The organism is Azospirillum humicireducens (assembly GCF_001639105.2).
Taxonomy (GTDB): Bacteria; Pseudomonadota; Alphaproteobacteria; order Azospirillales; family Azospirillaceae; genus Azospirillum; species Azospirillum humicireducens.
This window is the reverse complement of record NZ_CP015285.1, coordinates 2,966,026-2,991,914: the sequence shown is the minus strand read 5'-3', so window position 1 is coordinate 2,991,914 and position 25,889 is coordinate 2,966,026. Positions and strand designations below refer to the sequence as shown.

General features: G+C 65.7%; 21 protein-coding genes and 1 tRNA gene. 17 read left to right on the top strand and 5 right to left on the bottom strand.

Annotation, left to right across the window (positions count from 1 at the left end):
* Nucleotides 1-16: 16 nt before the first annotated feature.
* Nucleotides 17-421, bottom strand: a complete 405-nt coding sequence (locus A6A40_RS13960; protein ID WP_063635911.1) for a hypothetical protein — start codon at nucleotides 419-421, stop codon at nucleotides 17-19.
* 56 nt (nucleotides 422-477) lie between these two features.
* Complete coding sequence (gene corA / locus A6A40_RS13955) at nucleotides 478-1,479, bottom strand: magnesium/cobalt transporter CorA (RefSeq protein ID WP_063635910.1); 1,002 nt, start codon at nucleotides 1,477-1,479, stop codon at nucleotides 478-480.
* Nucleotides 1,480-1,648: 169 nt separating this feature from the next.
* On the opposite strand from corA, the gene A6A40_RS13950 reads away from it, so the two are divergent.
* The 5 genes from A6A40_RS13950 (at nucleotide 1,649) to A6A40_RS13930 (ending at nucleotide 8,608) form a co-directional block, all read left to right on the top strand.
* Complete coding sequence (locus tag A6A40_RS13950) at nucleotides 1,649-2,176, top strand: hypothetical protein (RefSeq protein ID WP_063635909.1); 528 nt, start codon at nucleotides 1,649-1,651, stop codon at nucleotides 2,174-2,176.
* 111 nt (nucleotides 2,177-2,287) lie between these two features.
* Nucleotides 2,288-3,199: a ribose-phosphate diphosphokinase gene (gene prs / locus A6A40_RS13945; RefSeq protein ID WP_063635908.1), complete on the top strand. Its 912-nt coding sequence runs from the start codon at nucleotides 2,288-2,290 to the stop codon at nucleotides 3,197-3,199.
* A 220-nt stretch (nucleotides 3,200-3,419) separates the two neighbouring features.
* Entirely contained in the window at nucleotides 3,420-5,165 is a 1,746-nt protein-coding gene (locus tag A6A40_RS13940) for a methyl-accepting chemotaxis protein (RefSeq protein ID WP_236783679.1), read from the top strand.
* Between the two features lie 132 nt (nucleotides 5,166-5,297).
* A complete protein-coding gene (locus tag A6A40_RS13935; protein WP_063635906.1) occupies nucleotides 5,298-5,804 on the top strand; it encodes a hypothetical protein in 507 nt (168 codons plus the stop codon).
* Nucleotides 5,805-5,965: 161 nt separating this feature from the next.
* Nucleotides 5,966-8,608 carry a bifunctional diguanylate cyclase/phosphodiesterase gene (locus tag A6A40_RS13930; RefSeq protein ID WP_236783678.1) on the top strand — a complete coding sequence of 881 codons (2,643 nt, stop codon included), beginning with the start codon at nucleotides 5,966-5,968 and terminating at the stop codon, nucleotides 8,606-8,608.
* Between the two features lie 15 nt (nucleotides 8,609-8,623).
* Here the strand turns inward: A6A40_RS13930 and A6A40_RS13925 are convergent, their stop codons facing one another.
* Nucleotides 8,624-9,814 (bottom strand): pentapeptide repeat-containing protein, encoded by a 1,191-nt coding sequence (locus A6A40_RS13925; protein WP_082860832.1) that lies wholly within the window; start codon nucleotides 9,812-9,814, stop codon nucleotides 8,624-8,626.
* Nucleotides 9,815-9,918: 104 nt separating this feature from the next.
* Between A6A40_RS13925 and A6A40_RS13920 the strand changes: the two genes are divergently transcribed.
* Nucleotides 9,919-10,007: transfer RNA gene (locus A6A40_RS13920), tRNA-OTHER, on the top strand.
* A gap of 19 nt (nucleotides 10,008-10,026) precedes the next feature.
* Here A6A40_RS13920 and A6A40_RS13915 read toward each other — a convergent pair.
* Nucleotides 10,027-11,310 (bottom strand): acetylornithine deacetylase/succinyl-diaminopimelate desuccinylase family protein, encoded by a 1,284-nt coding sequence (locus A6A40_RS13915; RefSeq protein ID WP_063635904.1) that lies wholly within the window; start codon nucleotides 11,308-11,310, stop codon nucleotides 10,027-10,029.
* A gap of 150 nt (nucleotides 11,311-11,460) precedes the next feature.
* Here A6A40_RS13915 and A6A40_RS13910 point away from each other — a divergent pair, with 150 nt between their 5' ends.
* The 3 genes from A6A40_RS13910 to A6A40_RS13900 all read left to right on the top strand — a co-directional run bounded on the left by A6A40_RS13910 (nucleotide 11,461) and on the right by A6A40_RS13900 (nucleotide 16,545).
* Nucleotides 11,461-12,300, top strand: a complete 840-nt coding sequence (locus A6A40_RS13910) for a 2-keto-4-pentenoate hydratase (protein WP_063635903.1) — start codon at nucleotides 11,461-11,463, stop codon at nucleotides 12,298-12,300.
* Nucleotides 12,301-12,445: 145 nt separating this feature from the next.
* Nucleotides 12,446-13,423: a DMT family transporter gene (locus A6A40_RS13905; protein WP_236783677.1), complete on the top strand. Its 978-nt coding sequence runs from the start codon at nucleotides 12,446-12,448 to the stop codon at nucleotides 13,421-13,423.
* A gap of 449 nt (nucleotides 13,424-13,872) precedes the next feature.
* Entirely contained in the window at nucleotides 13,873-16,545 is a 2,673-nt protein-coding gene (locus A6A40_RS13900; RefSeq protein WP_108546674.1) for a Calx-beta domain-containing protein, read from the top strand.
* Between the two features lie 186 nt (nucleotides 16,546-16,731).
* On the opposite strand, the gene A6A40_RS13895 is transcribed toward A6A40_RS13900, so the two are convergent.
* Entirely contained in the window at nucleotides 16,732-17,247 is a 516-nt protein-coding gene (locus A6A40_RS13895) for an adenine phosphoribosyltransferase (RefSeq protein ID WP_063635901.1), read from the bottom strand.
* 256 nt (nucleotides 17,248-17,503) lie between these two features.
* Here A6A40_RS13895 and A6A40_RS13890 point away from each other — a divergent pair, with 256 nt between their 5' ends.
* From A6A40_RS13890 to A6A40_RS13855, 8 genes are all read left to right on the top strand, one after another.
* The gene (locus tag A6A40_RS13890; RefSeq protein WP_236783676.1) at nucleotides 17,504-18,658 is read left to right on the top strand and encodes an ABC transporter permease; all 1,155 of its coding nucleotides are present in this window, start codon (nucleotides 17,504-17,506) and stop codon (nucleotides 18,656-18,658) included.
* A complete protein-coding gene (locus A6A40_RS13885) occupies nucleotides 18,658-19,455 on the top strand; it encodes an ABC transporter ATP-binding protein (protein WP_063635899.1) in 798 nt (265 codons plus the stop codon). Before A6A40_RS13890 ends, A6A40_RS13885 begins: the two co-directional genes overlap by 1 nt.
* Before the next feature lie 9 nt (nucleotides 19,456-19,464).
* Nucleotides 19,465-20,424, top strand: a complete 960-nt coding sequence (locus tag A6A40_RS13880; protein WP_063635898.1) for an MlaD family protein — start codon at nucleotides 19,465-19,467, stop codon at nucleotides 20,422-20,424.
* Nucleotides 20,425-20,438: 14 nt separating this feature from the next.
* A complete protein-coding gene (locus A6A40_RS13875) occupies nucleotides 20,439-21,089 on the top strand; it encodes an ABC-type transport auxiliary lipoprotein family protein (RefSeq protein WP_236783675.1) in 651 nt (216 codons plus the stop codon).
* A 112-nt stretch (nucleotides 21,090-21,201) separates the two neighbouring features.
* Nucleotides 21,202-21,966, top strand: coding sequence for a DUF6969 family protein (locus A6A40_RS13870; protein WP_063635896.1), 765 nt, complete (start codon nucleotides 21,202-21,204; stop codon nucleotides 21,964-21,966).
* Between the two features lie 184 nt (nucleotides 21,967-22,150).
* Nucleotides 22,151-23,296 carry a SpbR family protein gene (gene spbR / locus A6A40_RS13865; RefSeq protein ID WP_108546673.1) on the top strand — a complete coding sequence of 382 codons (1,146 nt, stop codon included), beginning with the start codon at nucleotides 22,151-22,153 and terminating at the stop codon, nucleotides 23,294-23,296.
* Nucleotides 23,293-24,621 carry a PAS domain-containing sensor histidine kinase gene (locus tag A6A40_RS13860; RefSeq protein WP_063635894.1) on the top strand — a complete coding sequence of 443 codons (1,329 nt, stop codon included), beginning with the start codon at nucleotides 23,293-23,295 and terminating at the stop codon, nucleotides 24,619-24,621. The genes spbR and A6A40_RS13860 overlap by 4 nt, the downstream gene beginning before the upstream one ends.
* Nucleotides 24,608-25,885, top strand: a complete 1,278-nt coding sequence (locus A6A40_RS13855) for a GNAT family N-acetyltransferase (protein ID WP_082860830.1) — start codon at nucleotides 24,608-24,610, stop codon at nucleotides 25,883-25,885. Before A6A40_RS13860 ends, A6A40_RS13855 begins: the two co-directional genes overlap by 14 nt.
* The last annotated feature ends 4 nt before the right edge of the window (nucleotides 25,886-25,889 follow it).

The following is a 25,889-nucleotide window of genomic DNA, read 5'->3' as shown; positions in this document are numbered from 1 at the left end:
TGAGCCGGTCCCCGGCTCAGTCCGGCGGCATACGGCCGATGGCGGCCCAGCCCAGCGGGGTCAGGCGCAGAACCTCCGGTCCCTCGCCGGCCGGATTGGTCTCCAGCGCCACCAGTTCCCGGTTCTCGAACCAGGCCCAGCGCGCCACCTCGGCGGTGGTGCCGGGCCAGCCGTCGGCAAGGCGCTTCAGCACCTCCAGGTCGGCCGACGCGATGGGGAATCGCGGCTTGGGCGTCAGCGGCTTCGCCGCCGAAGTCGGAGCGGCCGCCGGCAGGGGCGGGGCGTCGGCTCCGGCATGGGCACGGATCCAGTCGGTCTGGTAGCTGCGGAGCGCCTGTTCCAGCTCGCTCCGCGCCGCGTCAACCGGGCAGCGCAGATAGGCGTCCAGCAGGGCGTGCAGCGTGTTCTTTGCGTCGCTCATGGTCCGATTTTCCTAAAGGGCAGCTTGGCCGGAACGTCACCCCGCCGCGGCAGGGGTCACAGCCAGCCCGTCCGCCGGAAGCGGATATACAGGCCGGCGCAGACGGCGGCGATCACGGCAAGCACCGCCGGGTAGCCGTATCGCCAGTGAAGCTCCGGCATATGCTCGAAGTTCATGCCGTAGAGGCCGGCGATGGCCGTCGGCACGGCGAGGATGGCGGCCCAGGCGGCCAGCTTGCGCGTCACGTCGTTCTGCCTTGCGGCGGCCAGGATCATACTGGTTTCGAAGGCGAAGGACAGCACCTCGCGCAGCGATCCGATCTGTTCGTTGACGCGGATCACATGGTCCTGCACGTCGCGGTAATAGGGGCGGATCGCCGGGTCGATCATCGGCAGGTCGAAACGCTCCAGCCGCGAACAGACCTCCAGCAGGGGCGAGGCATTGCGGCGCAGCCGCTCCAGGTCACGGCGCAGCTGGTGGATGCGCTCGATCTCCGCCGTTCCGGGCGGGCGGGCGATCAGCTGGGCGTCCAACTCCTCCACCATCGCCGCCATCTGGTCGAGGACGGGAACATAGCAGTCCACCACATAGTCCATCACGGTGTAGACGACGAAATCCTCGCCATGCTTCAGCAGAGCGGGCGCGCTCTCGGCCCGCGCCCGCACCGGCGAATAGCTGCTCGACGCGCCATGCCGAACGGTGACGACATAGCCGCGCCCGGCGAAGACATGGGTTTCGCCCAGTTCCAGCTCCCCTTGCTCCAGCCGGGCGGTGCGCAGGACCATGAACAGGCTGTCGCCGTAGACCTCCACCTTCGGGCGCTGGTGGGCGTGCAGCGCGTCCTCCACCGCCAGTTCGTGCAGGCCGAACTGGCGCTTCACCTCCATCAGCAGCGCCTCGTCCGGTTCCCACAGTCCGATCCAGACAAAGTGGCTGTCCTTGGCCGCCCACGCTCCCGCCTCCGCGACCGGCACGTCGGCGATGCGCCGGCCGTCGCAATAGGCGGCGCTGGCGACGACCGCGTTGTGGGTTGGAAGGGGAGAAGGCGGCAGGGTCATGATTCGGAAAACCGGGCTTGGTGCGGCGCAGTGGCGCCACTCTAAAGAGGTTCCCCGGCAGCGTCGACGAATCCGGTGGCGTCGGCCGGGCGGACTGCGCATCCCGCGCGTTGACACTGCCAAGGACCGGTTTGCCAAGACCAAGTTCGGATCGGGAAGGGGAAGGACGATGTTCCAATCGGCGGCGCGCGGGATGTATCTGCTGGCGGCGGCGACGCTCAGCCTGTTCGCCCTGCTGTTCATCGGCCTGTCCGCCCTGACCGTCGTGGAAGGGATGGTGGCGTTGGACAGCCACGCGCTGACCTCGGCCATGCTGGAAGGGGTCGGGATGATCGTGCTGGCCATCGCCGTCTTCGAGATCGCCAAATACCTCTACGAGGAGGAGATCGTCCGCGAACGCGAGCTGCGCCGCGCCGACGAGGCCCGCCGCACCCTGACCAAATTCCTGACCACGATCATCATCGCCGCCAGCCTGGAAGGGCTGGTCCTGGTGTTCGAGGCGCGCACCAGCGAGATTTCCGCCATCGTCTATCCGGTGATGCTGCTGGGGGTGGTCACGCTGCTGGTCGTCGGGCTGGGCGCCTTCCAATGGCTGGCGCGCAAGGCCGAGAGCATCCATGTCGATCCCGCCGCCTCGGAAGCGGACGAGGCGGAGGAAAGCAAGCGCGGGGAAGACGGCGGAAATGCCGAGGCATAGGCCGACGAGACGGGACAAGCAGCCGCAGCGTCCGCCTTTTGCCATCATTGACCCGCCCATGCCGCCTGCGCCAATCTTGCCTGTATCCAAGGTGGTACAGGGAGATGGGACATGGCCCGCAATACGGGCAACTACAGGGCCGTCTACGGGTTCCCGGAGTCGGCGGACGCGGCACGGCGGCTGGCCCAGGCGCTGGACATTCCCTGCCATATTGCCGATCTGCACCGCTTTCCCGACGGCGAGAGCCTGGTCCGCCTGCCCGAACCGGTGGAACGCGCCATCGTCTACCGCTCGCTCGACCGCCCGAACGACAAGCTGGTAGAGCTGACGCTCGCCTCCTCCGTGCTGCGGCGCCAGGGGGCGACCGATCTCTGCCTGGTGGCGCCCTACATGGCCTATATGCGCCAGGACGCCATCTTCAAGCCGGGCGAACCGGTCAGCCAGACGGTGGTGGGGGAGTGGCTCGGCCGCTGCTTCGACCGGTTCGTCTGCGTCGAGCCGCACCTGCACCGCACCCACACGCTGGACGAGGTGTTCGTCGGCCGCCCCGCCATCGCGCTGAGCGGTGCGGCACCGATCGCCGACCATCTGCGCGCCGCCGGGGTCAAGCCCGGCACGGTGATCGTCGGTCCCGACGAGGAGTCCGCCCCGCTGGTGGAGGCGGTGGCCGGTCCGCTCGGCCTGACCGGCGTGGTCGGGCGCAAGGAACGGCGCGGCGACCGCGACGTGACGGTGGCGCTGCCGCCCGATGCGCCGATCCATGACCGCCCGGTGGTGATCGTCGACGACGTCATCAGCTCCGGCGAGACGATCTTCTCCTGCGCGCGGGCTGCGCGGGTGCTGGGGGCCGACACGGTGCGGGTCTATGGCGTCCATGCCCTGTTCAACGACACCGTCGCCGGGCGTTTCGCGGCGGAAGGTCTCGGCCGTCCGCTGTCCTGCGATGGCGTGCCGCACCCGTCCAACGCCCTGCCCCTCGATGGCCTGATCGCCGAAGCCATCCAGTCATTCGCAGGCGAATGAAATTCGCCCGGAATAATATCCCTGTATTCAGTTCGGTGTTGCAATGATCCCTGATTTGCGGGCAGGCGCGACCATTATGTGCAGCCTGCAGCCGTTCCTTCAATCGTTAAGGGGCTGTCCTGGGTTGCGCTTTGCGACAATTGTCATATAACTGCCGCCAAGAATAAGGCGGTCCGGCGCTTACTGCGCGTATGCCGCATCATTGGCGTGGGTGGTCGAGATGGCGGCTGACGGGCGGAATCCAGGTGCGGAGGCGGAATTCTTCGGGCTGGAGGCGGAGGAACGCGGCCTGTTGGCCAGCATGGGCCGGCTGATCGACCGCAGCCTGCCGGACCTGTCGGAGCGCTTCTACGCCCATCTGTCGCACTGGCCGGAAACCCGCAAGCTGTTGGACGCCCATGGCGACCTGCCCCGGTTGAAGCGGCGGCAGGCCGAACACTGGCGCCTGATGTTCCAGGACGCCGGTTCGCCCGCGCACGAGGCCCGATGCCGGGCGGCCGGGGAGGCGCATCGGCGCATCGGGCTGGAGCCGTCCTGGTACATCGGCGCCTATGGTGTCGTGCTGAGCGACCTGCTGGCCCTGGTGCAGGGCGCGCTGCGCTGGCGTTCGGCCACGGCACGGCGGGCTGCGGCCGCGGTGGCGCGCGCCGTGGCCTTCGACATGGACCGGACCCTGGCGGGCTACGGCCTGTCGGCGGGCGGGACCGCCGATGGCACAGGAAGCGGGCGGTCGCTGGGCGGCTTCGCCGCAGCGCTGATGGACCGGACCATCGACGCGGCGATCGCCATCAACGATGCGGCGGTCGCCAATGCCGAGATGGTCGGGCAACTGCGCGCGGTCGATCAGGAATCCCAGGGCATCGCCGCCGCGACCGAGGAGACGGTGACCGGCATCCAGGAGATCTGGGCGCGCAGCCGCGATGTCACGGCGCTGGCCGGGGAGGCGCGGTCGGTGACCGCCGACGGCGGCCAAACCGTGGAGCAGGCGGTCGCCCGGATGGAACAGATCGCCACTGCGGTCGAAGGGGCGGCGACGCGGGTCGGCGAGTTGTCGGTCGCCTCCGAACGCATCGCGGAGATCGTCTCCACCATCGAGGCGATCGCCAAGCAGACCAACCTACTGGCCCTGAACGCCACCATCGAGGCGGCGCGGGCCGGCGAGGCCGGCAAGGGCTTCGCCGTGGTGGCGAGCGAAGTCAAGAACCTGTCCAACCAGACCGCCCGCGCGACCGAGGACATCCGCCTGCGCATCGACGCCCTGAAATCGGAAATGGGCGCCATCGTCGCGTCGATGGAGGACGGCACCCGCGCCGTCGCGGCCGGTCAGCAGGCGATCCGCGACGTCAGCGAGCGCATGGCCGACATCGGCGACCATATCGCCCGCACCGAACAGCGCATGTCCGACATCACCAGCATCCTGACCCAGCAGTCCGCCGCGGCCAACCAGGTTGCCGCCGGCACCGCGCGCATCGCCGAAAGCAGCGCGGCCAACAGCGCCGCCATCCTGCGCAGCGTCCAGGCGACGCGCGGCGTGGAGGCCCTGCTGGGCAGCCAGCTGGGCCAGCTGATGGAACAGGACATCCCCGGCAAGATCGTGAAGATCGCCAAGGTCGACCACGTCATCTGGAAGAAGCGGCTGGCCGACATGCTGGTCGGGCTGGAGACCCTGCGCCCCGACGAACTGGCGAGCCATGAGGCCTGCCGGCTGGGCAAATGGTATTACGGCCCGTCCTCGATGGGCTACCGCTCCCATTCCGCCTTCGTCGGGCTGGAGACGCCGCACCGGAAGGTGCACGACCACGGCAAGGCGGCCGCCCGAGCCTTCGCGGCCGGCGACATGGACCGGGCACTGGCCGAGGTGGCGGAGGTCGAGCGTGCGTCCAAGGACGTCATCGAGCTGCTCGACGCGCTCGACAAGGCCGGGTTGGAGAACGGTCCGACACCGGTTGCCGCCGTCGGGTTTTGAAGGCGGGTTCTGACGGGTTGGTAACACTAACGATCGGGGCGGACTCTGGTGTAGGCTGACCGACATAGGCGGGGCGGGCAGGATCGGCCCGGCTGGGATGTGCGAGGACGAGCCTTTGAGCGGAGGGGTGTGATGTCGAAGGTGACGGACGTCGTGCTTCGGATGTCCCGGAAACTGACGGAAGACATCGCCGCCCTGGGTCGGCTGCGCGCTGCCGGAAAGCCGAAGACCTTTCCGCGCTTCCGCGAGATCCGGGCGGCCTATCTGGACATCCAGGGCCTGATCTTCTCGATCCAGGAACGGCTGGAGGCTGCCGGGAAGGAGCTGCCGCCGAATTTTCCGCAATGGGTTCTCCGGCAGAAGCTGAGCGCAATCGCCATCTTCACCGATATCAGCCATTCCTTCGTCAGCGATCCGCCGCTGGCGCTGACGTCTTCGCTGGGCGCTTTCGATGTGCTGGTGGCGGAGCAGAAGGCCTTCAACGAAACCCTGCACACCTTCGACACGATGCTGATGGAAGCGGGCATCGATGACAAGACCGCCGACGAGCTCGACGCGACCCGCAACAAGATCGAGCAGATCCTGGGCATGATCGAAACGCTGCTGCTGACCAGCCCCAAGATTCTCGAGGAGTTCTGATGGCGGAACCGGCGGCAGATCCCGCAGCCGACCGACTTTTGGACCGCCCGCCGGCCATTCCTCCGGATACCTCCTTCCGTCGCTTCCTACGCAACCTGCCATTGCCGATCGCCATACCCTTTCTGGCTTTGATTGCCGGATGCGGCCTGTCCGCGCTGGCGATGCAGCAATCCGATCGGCTGCTGACCCGCGAGGAGGAGCATCGCTTCGCGACGCGGGTCGAGGAGATTCACGGCCAGCTGACCGACCGGCTGCAGATCCACACGCAGGTGGCCCGCAGCGCGGCGTCCCTGGTGATGACCTTCCCTGACCTGCATTGGACCCAGTGGAACCGGTTCGTCGAAGCGCTCGACACGCCACGGCGATTTCCCGGCATCATCTCCGTTGCCTATGCCCGCGCCGTGCCGGCCGGCCGCTCCGGCGATCTGGTGGAATCGATGCGGGCGGCCGGCCTGACGAATTTCCGCATCTGGCCCGAGGCGGTCGGCACGGACCGGGTCGTCACCATCTTCGCCGCCCCGGTCGACGCTGCGAACGTGCGGGCAATCGGTTTCGACATGATGTCCGATGCCGCGCGGCGATCCACCATCGAGCGGGCGCGCGACAGCGGCGACCCGGCCGCCACCCGTGCGATCACGCTGAAGATCGACGAGGCGGCAGGGGCGAAACCTGCCTTCATCCTCTACCAGGCGACCTATCGCGGCGATCCGCAGCCGCCGTCTCTGGAGGCGCGGCAGGCCTCATTCACCGGCGTCGTGGTGGTCCCGGTCCGCATCGGTCCTCTGGTGGACGGGCTGGTCGACGAAAAGCAGCCGGATGCCGGAATCGAGATCTATGACCTGCCGCCGGCCGAGGCGAAGTTCCCGCTCTACCGCAGCCCGCGTTCGCTGGAATCCGTAGCGTCGATCAGCCTGATTCGGGAACTGCCGGTCGGCGGCCGGGTCTGGACGGTGCGCTACGACTACCTGCCCGCCGGGGTGCTGAGCGCGCATGACTGGGTGCCGGGGGCGCTGCTGGCCGGCGGGATCGCGCTCAGCATCGCTCTGTCGCTGATCCTGCGCATGATGCTGGCGACCCATTCCCGTGCGGTCGATCTGGCCGGGGAGAGGACGGCCTCGTTGCGCCTGCAGGAGGCTGAACGGCAGCAGCTGTTCACCCAGGCACCGCTGGGGATCGCGCTGATCGGCACCGATGGACTCCTGAAGGACTGCAACCCGGCCTTTGCCGCCGCCGCGGGGCTGTCGCGGGAGGAGATGCCCGGTGCCGACTTGCGGCTTCGCTTCGGCGATCAGGCGTCCGTCTTCGCGCTGGAAGCGGCGCTGCATGGGGAAAGCGGCAAACTCGAATCCGACCAGCCGCTGCTGCTGGGCGGGCGGCGCAGCCATTTCAGCCTGCATTTCCAGCCCGTCACCCTGGCGGGAGAGCTGAAATTCGTTCTGGCCTTCGCCGAGGACATCGGCGAGAAGCGGCGGGCGGAGCAGCATATCCAGTATCTGGCGCATTTCGATGCGCTGACCGGCCTGCCCAACCGTGTCCTGCTGTTCGACCGCATCGCCCAGGCGCTGCGCGAGGCGCGGCGCGAGGGCAGCAAGGTGGCGGTGCTGTTCATCGACCTCGACCGTTTCAAGGTGATCAACGACAGCCTGGGGCACAGCTTCGGCGACGAGGTGCTGCGGTCGGTGGCGCGGCGGCTGCAGGCGGGATTGCGGGAATCGGACACGGTCGGGCGGCTGGGCGGCGACGAGTTCCTGATCGTGCTGCGCCGCGTGACCGAACCGGAGGATGCGGCGCGCGTGGCGGAGAAGGTGGTGGCGCATCTGGCCAGCCCCTTCACCGTCGGCGGCCAGAATTTCGTGGTGACGCCCAGCATCGGCATCAGCCTGTACCCCGACGATGCCGACGACCCGGAAGGGCTGATCCGCTGCGCCGACATCGCCATGTACCATGCCAAGGAGCAGGGACGGAACGGCTTCCGCTTCGTCACCAGGGAGATGGGCGCCAGATCGCGCGAGCGGATGGATTTGGAGGGCAGCCTGCGCAAGGCCATCCGCGAGGGCCAGCTGTTCCTGGTCTATCAGCCGCAGGTCGACACCCTGACCGGCCGCATCGTCGGGCTGGAGGCGCTGATCCGCTGGCGCCACCCGGAGGAGGGGCTGATCATGCCCGGCCGTTTCCTGCCGGTGGCTGAGGAGACCGGGCTGGTGCTGGCGATGGGCGACTGGGTGCTGTTCGAGGCCTGTTCCCAGATCCGCCGCTGGCGCTCGCGCTTCGACCTGTCGATCCCGGTGGCGGTCAACGTATCCGGGGCCCAGTTCCGCGACGGGCAGCTGCCGGCCAAGGTCGCCCGCGCGCTGGACGCCAATGGCCTGAGCGGGCCGGAGCTGGAGGTCGAAGTGACCGAAAGCACCCTGATCGACGACGTCGAATCGGCGGCGGCGACGCTGGGGGCGCTGAAGCAGCGCGGCGTGCTGATCGCGCTGGACGATTTCGGCACCGGCTATTCCAGCCTCAGCTACCTGCACCGGCTGCCGATCGACAAGCTGAAGATCGACCGCTCCTTCATCCACGACCTGTCGACCGGCGCCAGCGACGTCTCCGTCCCGCGCGCCATCGTCGGGCTGGGCCGAAGCCTGGGCCTGTCGGTCATCGCCGAGGGGGTGGAGACGCAGGAACAGTTGCAGTTGCTGCGCGATCTCTCCTGCGAGAGCTATCAGGGATTCCTGTTCAGCCGTCCCGTCCCGGCCGAGGAGGTGGAGCGGCTGCTGGACCGGCAGGGCGCCGTCCATGCGGTGGCGGCGGGATGAGGTGTGATCGGTCCCTTATTTGACTTTATACTTATTCACATGATGCTCACTGTCACTTTTATCAAAGATGGTATTATCCTTGTTTGCCGCAGTAAGATTGGCTTGATGCATTTTGCATTCCTTGAATGTGGCGTCGGATAGGTTTGAATTGCTCATCTTCGCTTTGTTTAGATTGACGGCCATGAATTTTGCGCGTCGGGCTTGCATTCTATGAAGTTTGGCGCCTTCCCAATTTCCTTTGATGATGAAGGCATCAGACAGATCGATATCGTGAAGCTTTGCTTCTTGTGCGTTGCACTCCTTGAGGGAAGCATGGTTCATGGAAACCATTTCAAGTATATTCGATGCGAAGTCGAATCCGCTTATCTCAGAATATGAAAACTTCGTTCCTCGGAATTTGTTACCCCTCAATTCGTCGGCGAGCAGAGTACACCCAGTCAGATCGGTATTCAGGAAATTACAGTCTATGATCCGCGCTTTTATGAATCTGCAACGGGCCATGAGGCCGTGGCTGAAGTCCACTTCCTGAAGATCAGCGTTATGAAAATTAGCCTGATACAGGTCAGCTCCGATGAAGGAGACATTATGGAGTTTTGCTTTGATGAAATTTACGTACTGCACCTTGCATTCATGAAAGGTGGTGCCGCTGAGATCGGATCCAAAAAAATTGACGAACGAGTAATCTCCGCGGGAAAGGCGAAGCTTCTTTAGGTCGCAATTGGAGAGATCTATAAGAATATTTTTATCGTTCTTGCGATTCCGGCGGCCTATGACCTTAAGTATGAGTGAGACATCCCTTCGGCCCGAATCGTCCTTGGCCGGCGACCGGTCTTCGTCAATGAAGGTGGCACCGGGTTTGTGCTTTATCTTGGAATGTTCCCGCACAAAATCCGCCAAATGTTCGAAGACTGTCCCATGGTCGCGCGGACTGTCCAGGGCGACGCGTTCCAGCGCGTAGATGGCGCCCAGCCGGACTTGTAGTTTTTCGCTTCCAAGTTGTTCGACTGCTTTTGCAAGCCGGTCGGTTATCTTCCCGTCATTTGCAATACGCGCCTGCTCTAACGCCGCGTCTGACGAACGCTTCGCAGCATTCGATGATCGCCATGAAAACAATATTCCGACCAGTCCCAGAATGCTCAATGCTACGGTGAATGCGTCTTTGTTCTTTGAAACATAAGCAACGGCATTGGTTAGGTCTTCGATCATTCGTTCGGCTTTTCTGTTTTTAGGTGCGAGGAAAATTTATTCGGGAAAAGCTTGACAATCCAGACAGGCGTTCTTTATTAACAAAGTTGCAGCGCCACCCGCAAGCCTCTCGTAGCTCAGCGGTTAGAGCGCACGACACGTCGTTTTACGACGGCGGGTCGTGAGGCGCGGGTTCAAGTCCCGCCGGGGGGCGCTGCCTATCCCTTCAAACCTTATTTTATCAACCCCAGCGTCGCCAGCGCCATCACCTGGGCCGATTGCACCATGTCGTCGATGCCTACCCATTCGTCGGGCTGGTGGGCGAGGTCGAGGATGCCGGGGCCGTAGGCGATACAGTCCTTCAGCTGCCCCACCCGCACCACATGCTTCTGGTCGTAGGTGCCGGGGGAGACGACATGCTGCGCCGGGCGGCCCAGCACCGTCTCGATGGCGGCGGCCACCGCCCGCACCACGGGGGCGTCGGCGTCGGTCATCGTCGGCAGGAAGGCCAGCACCTCGCGCAGCTCGTATTCGAAGCCGGGGCGGCTGCGGCGCAGATCCTCCAGGATGGCGACGATCTCGCCGCGGACCGTCTCGGGGTCCTCCTCGATCAGGTAGCGGCGGTCGATCACCATGCGGCAGCGGTCGGGCACCATCGGGCTGGGCAGGCCGTCATGGTCCTCGCGCTGACCGCCATGGATGGCGTTGATGTTGATGGTGGACTGGCGTGCCCCTTCCGGCACCACCGGCATGTCGGTGCGCTTGGCGGCGAGGCGGGGGATCAGCTCGGTCTCGATCCGGTGCAGCACGGCGCCCATGTGGCGCACCGCGCAGTTGCCGAGGAAAGGCATGGAGCCGTGGGCGACGCGGCCCTTGGTCTCGATCTCCGCCCACCAGACGCCGCGGTGGCCGATGCAGACGCGGTCGACATTCAGCGGCTCCGGAATGATGACGTGGTCGACCCTGGGCCGGGAGAAATAGCCGAGCTTGGCCAGATGGCCGACACCGCCGTAACCGCCGGATTCCTCGTCGACCGTACCGGAGATCTCCAGGGCGCCGGCGGTCAGCAGCCCTTCCTCCAGCAGCGATTCGACGGCGATGATCGAGGCGGCGATGCCGCCCTTCATGTCGCAGGCGCCGCGGCCATAGACCCGGCCGTTCGTCACCACCCCGCCGAAAGGATCGACGGTCCAGCCCTGACCGGCCGGCACCACGTCGATATGGCCGTTGAAATGGACGCAAGGGCCGGGCCGCGGCGCCTCGATGCGGGCGATGACGTTGGTGCGCGGATAGCGGTCGCTGTCGCCGGCCGCCCCCTCCGCGCGCACATACTCCACGGTGAAGCCGCGCGCCTTCAGCCGGCGGCCGATCAGCTCGGCGCAGTCGGTGTAGACGTCGCCGGGCGGGTTGACGGTGGGAATGCGGATCAATGCCTGGGTCAGCGCGACCAGATCGTCGCGCTTCGCTTCGATACGGCCGAACAGCTGGCTGGTGGCGGCGTCGGTGTCGGAGTGCATGGCCTCTCCCGCGGCAAGGACGTCATCAGTGTCACCCCAAGCGGATGGTCCGTCCACCCCGCCTTTCGGGACGCGGTCTTGTGCGGTGCACTTTCCCGGACCGGCCGGGACCGCTACAGTCGCCGCACCCCTCAGTGGAGAGTCCTTGTCATGTCCGTCACGCATCCCGTCGGGCTGAGCGCCCCGACCCTGGCCGATCCGGTGATCGCCGAAATCGCGGCACGCTTCGTCGCCGCCCGCCGCGGCGCCACCGGCCTCGCCGACTTCCCCGGCCCGCTGCCCGCCGATCTCGCCACCGCCTACGCCATCCAGGCGACGGCGACCGCAGCCTGGCCCGACGAGGTCGTTGGCTGGAAGGTGGCGCGGGTTCCCCCGGCCCTGGAGGAGACGCTCGGTGCCATGCGCTACATCGGCCCGATCTTTGCCGGCACGGTGGTGACCGCCGATGGCGGACCGTTGAGCTTCCCGGTCATTCCCGGCGGCTTCGGCGCGGTTGAGGCGGAGTTCGCGGTGCGCATCGCCGCCGACGCTCCGGCCGACAAGCTGGACTACAGCCCGGCTGAGGCGGCGGCCTTCATCGCCGCCATCCATGCCGTGATCGAGGTGGCCGGCGGTCCGCTGGCCCCGGTCAATGAGCTGGGGCCGACCGCCTCGACCGCTGTTTTCGGCAACAACACAGGCCTGATCGTCGGCGAGGAGATCGTCGGCGCCGTCGAGGGAGCCGACGCTCTGCGGGCCGAGGTGCTGATCGACGGCCAGAGCGTGGGCGTCGGCAGCAGCGCCAAGCTGCCGGGCGGCATCCCGGCGGCGCTGGCGGTGGCGCTGGGCATGGCGGCGCGGCTCGGCCGGCCGCTGAAGGCGGGGCAGTTGGTGTCCACCGGCGCCCTGACCGGCGTGCATTCCATCGCCATCGGCCAGCAGGCGCGGATCGCCTTTACCGGCCTTGCTCCGATGGGCGGCTCCGCCGTCGCGGCGACGCCCACCGCCTGACCGTCCGGAGGCTTCATCGTCAGCATCGCGGATCGTGCAATCCTGGGTGCGGCGGAGGGCATGACCGTCCGCCGCCTTGGCGCGAGCCAAACGGGAGAGGGAGTGCTTGAATGGCGTTCCCTCTCCCGTCACCGGATCCAACGCCTTGTCCCAGACCAGCGCATCCCAGGCCAGCCTGCCGTCCGCCAGCCTGCCGTCCGATGGCGCCGCCGCGGTGTCCGTCCTGCCGCCGGTCCAGCTTCTGGCCGGGCTCGGGCTTGCCGTGGCGGGGGTGGTGGCCTTTTCCCTGCGGCCGGTCATCATCAAGCTGGCCTACCGCTACAATGTCGATCCGGTGACGTTGATCATGCTGCGCATGGTCTTCGCGCTGCCCTTCTTCCTCGGCATGGCACTGTGGTCGGGCTCCCGAAAAGGAGAGCGTGCGTCGATTGCCGGCCGTGACCTTGCCCTGACCATCGGGCTTGGCGTCACCGGCTATTACGCCGCCAGCTTCTGCGATTTCCTGGGGCTGCGTTATGTCTCGGCCGGGATGGGGCGGCTGCTGCTGTTCCTCTACCCGACCATCGTGGTGGTGCTGTCGGCCATGTTCCTGGGCAAGCGGATCGGCCTGCGCGAGGTGGCGGCGCTGGTCGTCTCCTATGCCGGCGTCGCGCTGGTGGTGTGGTCGGAGATCGGGACCGGCCATCCCAATTTCATGGCCGGGGCCGCGCTGGTCTTCATGGGGGCCTTCCTCTATTCGGTCTATCTGGTCGGCAGCAGCCGGGTGGTGCAGCGGATCGGGTCCATGCGCTTCACCGCCTATGCGATGACGGCGGCCTGCCTGTGCTGCATCCTGCAATTCGCCGTACTGCGGCCCTTGTCGGCGCTGGACCTGCCGCTGCCGGTCTATGGCCTGTCGGCCGTGATGGCGGTGGTCTGCACGGTGCTGCCCGTGCTGATGACGGCGGAGGCGTTGCGGCGGGTCGGCCCCAATCTGGTGGCGCTGAGCGGCGCCATCGGCCCGGTGGCCGCCGCCGTCTTCGGCTATCTGGTGCTGGCCGAGCCGATGGGCTGGCTGCAACTGGCTGGTGCCGCCCTGACGGTGGCCGGTGTCATGATCATCACGCTGTGGAAGACCGCCTGAGGCCCGCCTTTCGGGCATCGGCGGCGCCTGTCAACCGGTCGAGGCTGACCGCCCTGCCGGTCCCAGCCGGCGGCGGCATGCTCTTTCCTTCGAGGCGGGGGGACGACAGTCAGGCCTCCTCCCTCCGGCGGGCCAATGATCCCGGAGCGACCGATTCCGCATGCTTCAGGGTGTAGAGTCTCCATCATCCCTCCCCATGCGACAGGTGGCAGGGGGGATTTCCTTCAATCCGGGACTGGTTTCGATCTGCAGGCTTGCAATTCCTATCATGACGCGGTCCCGAGAAAACCAGCGGTATCTTGCTGCTCGAGCCGGAGTTGGAAAATTAGTTTTCTAACTAAGATAGAGATAAATTGGATTTTAGCTCCGATTTATATAAGGAAAAATTGTCCGCACACGCAATTTATGGTAATCCTACGCGTCGATGAATTTCCTATAAGAGGTTTGAAATGACGGATATTCTTGTGAATGGCACAACGCAATTCTCGCAGTACGAGCCGCAATCGGCGATCGCGGCGGATGGAAGCTATGTTGTCGTTTGGACGCAATTGGGAGAGAACAACACATATACAATATTTGCCAGGAGATTCAGTGCTGCCGGATCGCCAATTGGAAACGAATTTCAAGTAAATGACGTTTCATATGCACAGCAGATCTCGCCCGCTGTCTCCATGAATGATAGCGGGGAATTTGTTGTCAGCTGGACCGCCCAGGCGACGGTAAACGGGACCAATGAAATATTTGCAAGAAGATTCAATGCGTCCGGTGTTCCGGTTGGTACCGATTTCCGGGTGAACACCTATGTGCAAGACATGCAAATGCAACCTCATGTCTCGATGAACAACCTTGGCCAGTTTGTCGTTGTCTGGTCCTCCATGGAACAGGATGGAGACGGCTTCGGAGTTTATGGGCAGAGATACAACAGTGACGGAACACCATCGGGTGTAGAGTTCAGAGTCAATGTCAGAACCGGCGTAGAAGATTCTGTCATCAAGGGAGATCATCAGAATTTTTCGCGGGTTGCCATAAGGGAGGATGGATCATTTGTCGTCACATGGTCCTCGACGGAAAATACCACTATCAATAACAATGCAGCAGATATATATGTAAGGGTTTACAATGCAAACGGAACTCCTGCCACCGGCGATATTCTTGTAAACACCTACACTTCAAATTCCCAAATGGTGAGCGATGTTGCCACTGACGCGAATGGCAATTTCGTGATCACCTGGACGTCTGGTAATCTCAATAAAAACGGTGTGTGGATTCCCGCTCAAGACGGATCGCAGTCAAGCATCTATGCGCAGCGTTTTCTCGCCAATGGGACAAAGATCGGCTCGGAGTTCAAGGTCAATACCTATTCGACCGATTCGCAGGCTGCTGCCAAGGTGGCCATGGCTCCGACTGGAGAGTTCATTGTCACATGGGCGTCGCGATACCAGGATGGCAGTGGCTTTGGTGTCTACGCGCAGCGATTCGATGCCAATGGAAACAAATTTGGCAGTGAATTCCGTCTGAACGATTATACGAACAATGATCAGACATCGCCCAGTATTGCAATGAATTCATTGAACGACTTTGTCGTGACATGGCAATCGAACGGGCAGGACGGAGACAAGAATGGGGTATACGCAAAGAAATACTTCACAGGTATCGACATCGAACCGCTGTCCGCGGTGAAGGAGGAAGGGAACAGCGGAGTCACATCGTTTTCGTTCGTCATCAAGCGCTATGGCGAACTGAATGGGGCTGCGACCGTTTCCTATGGCGTTGTGGGTGGAGGCGTCGATGCAACCGATTTCGGCGGCGCCTTGCCTGCGGGGCAGGTGTCTTTTGCAGCAGGGGAGGTTTCCAAGACGATCACCATCGACGTGGCGGGAGATACGTCTCTGGAATCCGACGAGACATTCGTCGTCAAACTTCTCAACGCCTCGGGTGCATCGCTGATCAAGGATCAGGCCGTGGGAGTTATCGTCAACGATGATTTCAACGTAATATATGGTACGCCCGGTAACGATCGAATCAATGGAACATCCTGGAACGACTCGATCATTGGGTTGGGCGGCGATGACTTGATGCGCGGCTTGTCGGGCAACGATATGTTCGATGGTGGCGATGGTTCGGATACGGTCGACTTTTCCCTGGCGGATGGGCCGGTCACAGTCGATTTGCGCAACGGAACGGCCTTCGGCGAAGGCAATGACCTGCTGGTCAGGGTTGAAAACATCATTGGAACTCCGTTCGACGACGTGTTTTCCGGCGACGCCGCCGCCAATCGTCTGACCGGTGGCGGCGGTGTGGACACCGTCAGCTATTCGGCGTCGCTGCAGGGCGTCGCCGTCAATCTGGTCACCGGCGTCAATATGGGGGGTGACGCCGAGGGCGATGTTCTGATCGAGATCCGCAACCTCATCGGATCCGGCTTCGCGGATACCCTAGTTGGCGATTTCGAAGCCAATCTGTTGAGTGGCGGCGGCGGAGTGGACAGCATTTACGGTGGATTCGGCGACGATACGCTGATCGGCGGCAGTGGTGCCGATCTTCTGGATGGGGGTGATGGAATAGATTTCGCCATATACAGCGCTTCCAGTAGCGGTGTCCGAATCAATCTCTATACCGGGGCAACGGTTGGCGGAGATGCCGATGGCGATGTTCTGACTGGCATCGAGAACCTGGTCGGCTCGTCGTTCGCGGATACGCTTTTTGGGGACGGCGGCGCGAATCTGCTGAATGGCGACGGCGGGAACGATGTTCTGAATGGCAATGCGGGCGCAGATACGCTCATCGGTGGATTGGGAGCCGATACCATGACAGGGGGTGCCGGAAACGACAGTTTCCGTTTCCTTTCCGCCGGAGCGGGTCAGGACGTGATCGCCGACTTCCTTCCGGGCACGGACATCGTCGAACTGGATTCTGCCGGTTTCGGATACCTGCCTTTGGGACAGCTGGATGCCAGCCGTTTTGCTGTAAATGCCGCAACGAACGCCAATCAGTCTCTCGTGTTCAACTCGTCCAATCGAACTCTGTACTTCGACGCGGACGGTTCCGGTTCCGGTTCCGCCATCGCAATAGCGAGCTTCGCAAATTCCAGCGTCACGGCCTCGAGCATCTTCGTAATCTGAGGGAGTTGAGTTTCTGCCGAGAAGGCACTTGAGGACCGCAAATTCCCGGCGATGCCGAGGCTATTGCCGGTTCCTTTAAAAGCTGCCCAGAAAACACCTTGCTTGGATCCGGTCATCCGCCGCAATGAAACGGCGGATGACCGATCTTCGAAGAGCGATCGAGCTCAGCGATACAGTCGCCAAAATCTATTCGTCATACGCCATCAGCGAGACGCTTGGCACGTCGATGCGGTCGCGGCCGTTCAGGAAGGTCAGTTCCACCAGGAAGGCGGCGGCGCGGACGTCGGCGCCGACCTGTCGCAACAGGTTGATGGCCGCCGCCATGGTGCCGCCGGTCGCCAGCAGGTCGTCCAGCACCACGACGCGCTGGCCGGGCTTCACCGCGTCCGCCTGAACCTCGATGGTGTCGGTGCCGTATTCCAGATCGTAGGAATGGGCGATCTTGTCGCCCGGCAGCTTGCCGTGCTTGCGCACCATGATGAAGCCGATGCCCAGCGTCAGCGCCAGCGGAGCGGCGACCAGGAAGCCGCGCGACTCGATCCCGACCAGAAGGTCCGGCTTGTGCGGGCGAACGGCGTCGGCCAGTTCGTCGATGGCGGCCTTCCAGGCGGCGCCGTTCGCCAGCAGCGGCGATACGTCGTAGAACAGGATGCCGGGCTTCGGGAAATCCGTGATGCCGCGGATGTGGTCTTTCAGGTTCATAGAGGATCGTGTCCGTAGAGGGTCCGGTGCCGGCTTGAAAAGCCGGGGCCGCAGCCCGGCACTTTAGCGGCTGCCCGCCTGCGCGAAAAGGCGCGATCGGACGCGATGGTGTGCGCCGGACATGGCCGCCGTGTCGCGCGGAGATGCCGCATGGGGTTGACCATCCGGCGGTGCTCGGCCACGTTCCACAAGAACCGGTCGGCCAGACGCACCGGGCGAAGTGCGGATGCGTGCGGCGGAACCTGTGGCTGAAACCTTGGCAAAGGACGGAACGGCGGCGGAGACGGCCCGGATCGATGCCGGGCCGCAGGACGGCGGGTGGCGGATCGGTGCCGCCGGACGCTGGACGCTTCATGCGGCCGGGGCGGCGTCGGACGCGCTGGACCGGGTGCGGAAGCCGCAGGCCGGTGCCGCCGTGCGGCTCGATCTCTCGCGGGTGGAGGCTCTCGACACCGTCGGCGCCTATCTGCTGAACCGCCTGGCCGACCGTCTCTCGGCGGAAGGGCATGCGGTGGAGATCGTCGGCCTGAAGCCGGAGCATGCCGCCCTGTTCGGCGCGGTGCGCGGTGCCGGCAAGGCGCCGCCCCATTCCATCGAGCGCGACCATCACCCCATCATGGACATGGTCATCCGCACCGGGCAGACGACGGTCAACGCCGGCAAGGAGCTGCGGGACCTCGTCGGCTTCCTCGGCCTCGTCACCGTCACCTTCGGCCGGCTGATCCTGCGCCCGTCGCGCCTGCGCCTGACCTCCGTCCTGTTCCACATCGAGCAGACCGGGTTGAATGCCCTGCCGATCCTGGGATTGCTGTCCTTCCTGATCGGCGTGGTGCTGGCCTTCCAGGGGGCGGACCAGCTGAAGCGCTTCGGGGCGGAGCTGTATGTCGTCAACCTGCTGGGCATCTCCGTCCTGCGCGAGATCGGCATCCTGATGACGGCGATCATCGTCGCCGGCCGCTCCGGCTCCGCCTTCACCGCCCAGATCGGCACCATGAAGGTCAACCAGGAGGTCGACGCCATCGGCACCATGGGCCTCGACCCGGTGGAACTGCTGGTGGTGCCGCGGGCGCTGGCCCTGATGATCTCGCTGCCGCTGCTGGCCTTCTATGCCGACGTCATGGGGCTGTTCGGCGGAGCGGTGATGGCCTACGCCACGCTGGACATCACCTTCGGGCAGTTCATCCGCCAGCTTCACAGCGCTGTCGGCATCAACACGGTGCTCGCCGGGCTGATCAAGGCGCCGGTCTTCGCGCTGGTGATCGCCATGGTCGGCTGCTACGAGGGGCTGAAGGTTTCCGGCAGCGCCGAGAGCGTCGGCATCATGACCACCAAGGCGGTGGTGGAGGGCATCTTCCTGGTGATCGTCATCGACGCGGTGTTCTCCGTCGTCTTCTCCATGCTGGGGGTGTGATGGACGCGCCTGCCGTGATCCGGGTGCGGGGGCTGGTCACCCGCTTCGGCCCGCAGACCGTCCATGACGGGCTCGACCTCGACGTGGAGCGGGGGGAGGTGCTGGGCGTCGTCGGCGGCTCCGGCACCGGCAAGTCTGTGCTGCTGAAGGAAATTCTTGGCCTGATCGCACCGTCCGCCGGGCGGATCGAGCTGCTGGGCCACGACACCGCCGAACTCGACCGGGCGGAGCGCACCGCGCTGCAGGCCCGCACCGGCGTCCTGTTCCAGAATGGTGCGCTGTTCAGCTCCATGACGGTGGCGGAGAATGTGATGCTGCCGCTGAAGGAGCACACCGATCTGCCGCCGGCGCTGATCGCCGAGGTGGCGCGGGTGAAGATCGCCATGGCCGGCCTGCCGCCCGATGCCGGAACCAAGCATCCGGCCCAGCTGTCGGGTGGGATGATCAAGCGCGCCGGTCTGGCCCGCGCGCTGGCGCTCGACCCCGACATCCTGTTCCTCGACGAACCGACCGCCGGCCTCGACCCCATCGGCGCCGCCGCCTTCGACACGCTGATCCAGGGGCTGCAGCGCAGCCTGGGACTGACCGTCTTCATGGTCACCCACGATCTGGACAGCCTGACCTCCATCTGCGACCGCATCGCGGTGCTGGTGGACCGCAGGATCCGGGTGGGAACCCTGGCCCAGCATCTGGCCGATCCGCATCCCTGGATCCGCGATTACTTCCACGGGCCGCGCGGCCGCGCGGCGCTGGACGCCAAAGAACGCAACCAAGCTCGACAGCTTGCGAAAGGGTAGGGGCAAGCCATGGAAACCCGCGCCAGCTACATCCTTGTCGGCAGCTTCGTGCTGGCGCTGGTCGCCGGCCTGCTGGTCTTCACCGCCTGGATCGCCAAGGTCCAGCTCGACGAGACGCGCGAGACCTACCGGATCTACTTCACCGGCTCCGTCACCGGGCTGCAGCAGGGAAGCCCGGTACGCTACCGCGGCGTGCCGGTGGGCACGGTGTCGGACATCCGGCTCGACCCCGACAACGTCACGCGGGTGCGGGTGACCGTCCTGGTGCAGAACGGCACGCCGGTGATGGCCGATTCCATCGCCTCGCTGGAGGTGCAGGGCATCACCGGCGGCGCCTATGTCCAGATCTCCGGCGGGACGGTGGGGGGCAAGCATCTGACCGCAACCGATGCCGACGGTGTGCTGACCATCCCGTCGAGGCCGAGCTCGCTGACCGCGGTGGTGGACAGCGCGCCGCAACTGGTCAACCGCTCGCTGGAGGTCATCACCAGGCTGGGCGAACTGCTGAACGGCGAGAACCAGAAGGCCATCGGCGAGATCCTGGACAACGCCCGCATCCTCAGCGGCGAACTCGCCCGCGCCGGCGCCGGTCTGGAGGAGACGATGACCCAGGCGCGCCGTACGCTGAACGGCTTCGAGACGGTCGGGCCGCAGCTGGACCGCACGCTGGCGCAGGCGCGGGAAACGCTGGCGACGGTGGACGGCAGCGCCAGACAGCTGACGGGGGAAACGCGCGAGCTGATGCGGTCGCTGAAGCGCACCTCCGACACGCTGAACGGTCTGATGGCCGACAATCGCGAGCCGGTGCGGGACTTTACCGCCACCGGACTGTATGATCTGACTCTGCTGATCTCCCAGCTGCGCGACCTGTCCGGGCAGCTGTCGCGGGTGATCACGCGGATCGAGAACGACCCGTCGAACTTCCTCTTCGGCGGGACGCGGCAGGGTGTGGAGGTGCGTGGGAAATGACGGGGACGGCCATCTTGCGGAAGAGGACGGGCGAAGGGGGGGTGTCGTCGATGCTGTGCGCGGTGGCGGGGGCCATCCTGCTGCTGGGGCTTGCCGCCTGTTCCACGCTGAATCCGACGGCGCCGCAACTCTACACCCTGACCCCGCGCGCCAGCATCGCCGCCGGTCCCAAGGCCGACTGGCAGCTGCTGGTGGAGACGCCGGCCGCCGCCGCCGGGATCGACACGCCGCGCATCGCGCTGGCCCGCACGCCGACCTCGCTCGACTATTTCGCCGATGTGTCCTGGGCCGACCGCGCCCCCAACATGGTGCAGGGGCTGATCGTCCAGACCTTCGAGGACAGCGGGCGGATCGTCTCGGTCGGGCGCGACACGGTGGGCCTGCGGTCCGACTATGTGCTGAAGTCGGAGCTGCGCGACTTCCAGGCGGAATACACGACGCCGGGGGCCGCCATGCCGGACCGGGTGCATGTGCGCCTGTCGGCGAAACTGGTCGCCATGCCGCGCCGGACCATCGAGGCGGGAGAATCCTTCGAGGCGTCGGCCCCCGTGCGCGGCCGGTCCTTCACCGACATCGTCGCCGCCTTCGACGAGGCGCTGGGCCGAGTCACCGGCGATCTGGTGAGCTGGTCCCTGGCGCAGCGTTTCCTTCCGTCCGGCGGCTGACCGGCCAAGCGCAGGCCCGACGGCGACCGCAGGTGCGAAGTCCGAAAAGACCTTGCCACGCCCGCATATCCGCGTACGTAATAGGGGTGTTCGCGCAGCGCAGGATCGGGCGATGACGGATTGGTCGGAGGTGTCCCGGGAAGAGTTGGAGGCGATGGCCGAGGCGGGGCGCGAGGTACGCCTGTGCCAGCGCGTGCTGGCCAAGACCGGGGACACGGTGGTGGGCGAGCTTCTACGCGGCCACGGCACGCTCTTCGAGTGGAAGCACTATCCGCCGGGCGACGTCTACGATGCCGAGTTCCACGCGCAGTATTATTACCACTGCCACCCCGAAGGCGAGCGGCCGAATGGGGAGCATGGGCATTTCCACACCTTCCTGCGGCCCCACGGCATGCCGTCCGGCCTGCGGCCGGCGCCGTTGCCCGATTTCCAGCCGCCGGAGAACGACAACGACGCGCTGTCGCACCTGATCGGCATCGCCATGGACGTCGCCGGCCAGCCGGTGCGCCTGTTCACCACCAACCGCTGGGTGACGGGGGAAACCTGGTACGGGGCCGACGACGTGATCGCCATGCTCGACGCCTTCGAGATCGACCATGCCCGCCCGTCCTGGCCGGCCAACCGCTGGATCACCGCGATGATGCGGCTGTTCCGCCCGACCATCGTCGGACTGCTGCGCGAACGCGATGCCGCCATCCGGCGCTGGGCCGACGCGCATCCCGACGCCTACGTCTATGAGGACCGCGGGCTGGAGGTCGCCTCCCAGCGCCCTATCTCGGTGGAGGAACAGATCGCCGAGGTCGCCATCCAGCTGCGCGGTGCGCGGCGCCGCCGCGCTGTCCTGCCGGAACCGCCCAGTTTCGTCGAACTGCTCTGATCCCCCGCCCGTGGCCCGCAAGCCGCCCTCCGTCCGACGATCTATGACCCGCCGGCGTTAAGGAAGGTTCAACCGTTTCGGAAGATCCTTGATCGTGTGGACAAGTCTCCGCCCACATCCGCGCGGGTATCGCCTCTTCGCGACCGATTTGGAGACGGACCAGGGCAGGAAGGGTCACGGACCCATGAGTGACGGTATGAATTCGGGTCATCTGACCCAGGGGGACGTGGTGCGGCTGCTGGCCGACCCGTCACCCACCAGCCGGACCGATCTGGCCGCCAAGCTGGCCCAGCAGTTCGACAGCCCCGAGCTGTCGCAGGCGGAGCACAAGCTGGCGGAGGACATCATCCGCCTGATGGTCAACGACACGGTCCTGCGCGTCCGCCAGACCCTGGCCGAGAATCTGAAATCCAGCCCGTCCCTGCCGCGCGACGTGGCGCTGACCCTTGCCCGCGACGTGGAGGCGGTGGCGATCCCGGTCCTCAGCGTCTCCACCGTGCTGACGCCGGCCGATCTGGTCGAGATCGTGCGATCCGGGGGATCCGGGGCCGAGGCCAAGAGCACCGCCATCGCCCAACGTCCGACCGTGCCGGCGGCGGTCGCCGACGCGCTGATCGAAAGTGGGTCCGAACGCGCCGTCGCTGCCCTGGTCGCCAACGAAGGGGCGGAGTTGGGCGAGCAGAGTCTGGGCCGCGTCATCGACCGCTTCGGGGCCAGCGAGGCGGTGCAGGATCCGCTGGTCCACCGCTCCAGGCTTCCGATCACCATCGCCGAACGGCTGGTCGCCGTGGTGTCGGAACGGCTGCGCCAGCATCTCGTCGCCCACCATGAACTGCCGGCCAAGATCGCGTCGGAGTTGATCCTGCAGAGCCGCGAGCGGGCGACCGTTGCCCTGTTCACCGGGGAGAGCGACGAGGGCGCCTTGGACCGGCTGGTGAGCCAGCTTGCCCGGACCGGCCGCCTGACGCCCTCGCTGCTGGTCCGTTCGCTGTGCACCGGCGACATCGCCTTCTTCGAGATGGCGATGTCGCGCATGGCCAACGTGCCGCTGACCAACGCCCGCCTGCTGATCCACGATGCCGGCCGGCTGGGGCTGAAGTCGCTGTACGACAAGGCGAAGCTGCCGCCGGCCCTGCTGCCGGCCTGCCGAATCGCCATCGACGTGCTGAAGGAGACGCCCTATGACGGCGAACCCGGCGACCGCGAGCGTCATCGCCGCCGCGTGATCGAGCGCATCCTGACCCAGTACGAGGATCTGGCGCCGGAGGATCTGGAGTTCCTGCTGGTGAAGCTGGGCGACATCATGCAGCCGGAAAACGCCGCGGCGTGACCGACCGGGCCGCATTCATGGATGCAGCCTCTCCCGGAGCGGCTTCAACCGTCAGCCGTCTCGAAGCCCGCGTGGCCGAACTGGAGGCCGCCCTGCGGCAGAGCGAGGCACGGGCGGGAGAAGCGCGTTTCCGGTCCCTGGTGCAGACCGCGGCCAGCATCATCCTGGTTCTGGGCGAGGACGGTCGCGTGCAGGAGGCCAACCGGGAGGCCGAACGCGCCTTCGGCATCGGCGACGGCGGCGCCATCGGCCGCCATTGGACGGAGGTGATGGGGGGGCGACCGACCGGCGCCTTCGCCGCCCAACTCGCCATCGCCGGCGAGGGCACCGAAATCCGCAACTTCGAGCAGGCCTTGCGCGAGCAGGACGGCATGAGCGAGCGGGTGTTCCTGTGGAACCTGAACCGCCTGCCGGAGGCGGACGGCGTGCCGCCGGGAATCCTGTGTGTCGGCCAGGACATCACCCGGCGCAAGCGGGCGGAGCTGGACCTGCGGCAGGCCCGTGACGAGCTGGAGATGCGCGTCGCCGAGCGTACCCGCGCGCTGATGCAGGAAATCCAGGAACGCCGCCGGGCCGAGCAGGCGCTGATCCAGGCCAAGGAGCAGGCCGAACTGGCGAACCGGGCCAAGAGCGAGTTCCTGGCCAACATGAGCCATGAGTTGCGCACTCCGCTGAACGCCATCATCGGTTTTTCCTCGATGATGGAAAGCGAGATCGTCGGTCCGCTCGGCCACCCGAAATACCTCGACTATGCCAAGGTGATCGGCAAGTCGGGGCAGCATCTGCTGGCCGTCATCAGCGACATCCTGGACGTCGCCAAGATCGAGGCGGGCAAGCTGGAGATGCACCCGCAGCCGATGGACGTGCGCGACGCGGTGGAAAGCTCGCTGCTGCTGATCGCCGAACGGGCGGAGGAAAGCGGCCTTGTGCTGACGCAGGACATCGCCCCCGATACCCCGCATCTGCTGGGCGATCCGGTGCGGGTGAAGCAAATCCTGCTGAATCTGCTGTCCAACGCCGTCAAGTTCACCCCTGCCGGCGGTCGCATCGCGCTGCGCGTCCGCCCGGACGCCGGGCGCATCCTGATCGAGATCGCCGACACCGGCATCGGCATGAATGCCGAGGGCATCGCCGTGGCGCTTCAGCCCTTCGGACAGGTCGACAGCCAGCTGTCCCGCCGGTCCGGCGGGACGGGATTGGGCCTGCCGCTGGTCCGCTCCTTCGTCGATCTGCTGAACGGCACGCTCGACATCCGCAGCCGCGAAGGCGAGGGCACGACGGTCAGCGTGCGCCTGCCGGTGGCGCCGCGCTATGACGGCGAATAACGCGGGGAGCGGAAACCGGTTCACGGACGGCGACGTGCCGGCGGTCGGGTTGCCGACTTCCGCTCCGCCGGCGGTCGCGGTGGTCCAGGGGATTTCCGGCATCGACCGGCTGGACTGGGATGCCTGCGCTGCAGGCCATGGGCCGTTTCTGAGCCATGCCTGTTTGAAAGCGACGGAGGACAGCGGGCTGGCCGGGCCGGCGGCGGGCTGGTATCCCGTTCATCTGATGGTGCGGGAGGCGTCCGGACGGGTGGTCGGTACGGCTCCGCTCTATCTGCGCGACCGTTCCACGGACGAGCATTGGCCGGATCAGGTCTGGGTCGACGGCTATCAGGCTGCCGGCGGCCGCTATTTCCCGAAGCTGGTGTCGGCGGTTCCCTATGCGCCGGTCGCCGGCCCCCGGCTGCTGCTGCGGCAGGGGGCGCCGCCGGGCACTGCGGATGCGTTGATCGGTGCGATGCGGACGCTTGCCCATCGTGACGGCTTGTCCTCCATTCATGTGAGTTTTCCGGATGAGACCGATCGTTGCCGTTTCGAGGCGGCTGGCTGGCTGACCCGGCATGCGGTGGACTATGAATGGAGGAACGCCGGATACCGGAATTTCGGCGACTTTGCCGCCAGCCTGACGAAGCACCGACGCGACACCCTGTTGTGGGAGCGCCGGAAGGTGCTGGCGAGCGGGGTTCGTTTCCGCGACGTGCCGGGGAGCAGGGTGGGCGAGAGCGATGTCGTGCTTTTCCTTGGGCTTTTCGACGATCTGCATGCCCGCCGGGGGACGAGCCAGCCCTTGACCGCCGACTTCGTCCATCGGCTCTGCGCCGCGTTGGGAGATGCCGTGACGCTGACCTTTGCCGAAGCCGGGGGTGTCGCGGTCGGTACGCTGCTGACTGTCGAGGGGGATGGCCGTCTTTATGTTCGCAATTGGGGGGCGCGGAAGGAGGCGAGGCTGGTCCATTTCGAGACCTGCTATTGCCGGACCGTCGAGCGGGCGATCGCCCTCGGCCTGGATGCGGTGGATGGCGGCCGGGGTGGACCGCACAAGCTGGCACGCGGCTTCCGGCCGAAGCTGACCCATGCCTGCCATTGGTTCCGGCACACCAACATGCATCGCACGGTGGCGGAAGGGTTGGCCCTGCACAATGCGAGAATCCTCGCCGCCCTGGCGCTGGAACAGGCCCGTTCTCCCTTTCGGCAGCCGGCAGGCGGGATCGGGGACGATGCCCGCTTGCACCGCAAGGCGGTGCAAGCCACTTTGCCTGCTTGAATGG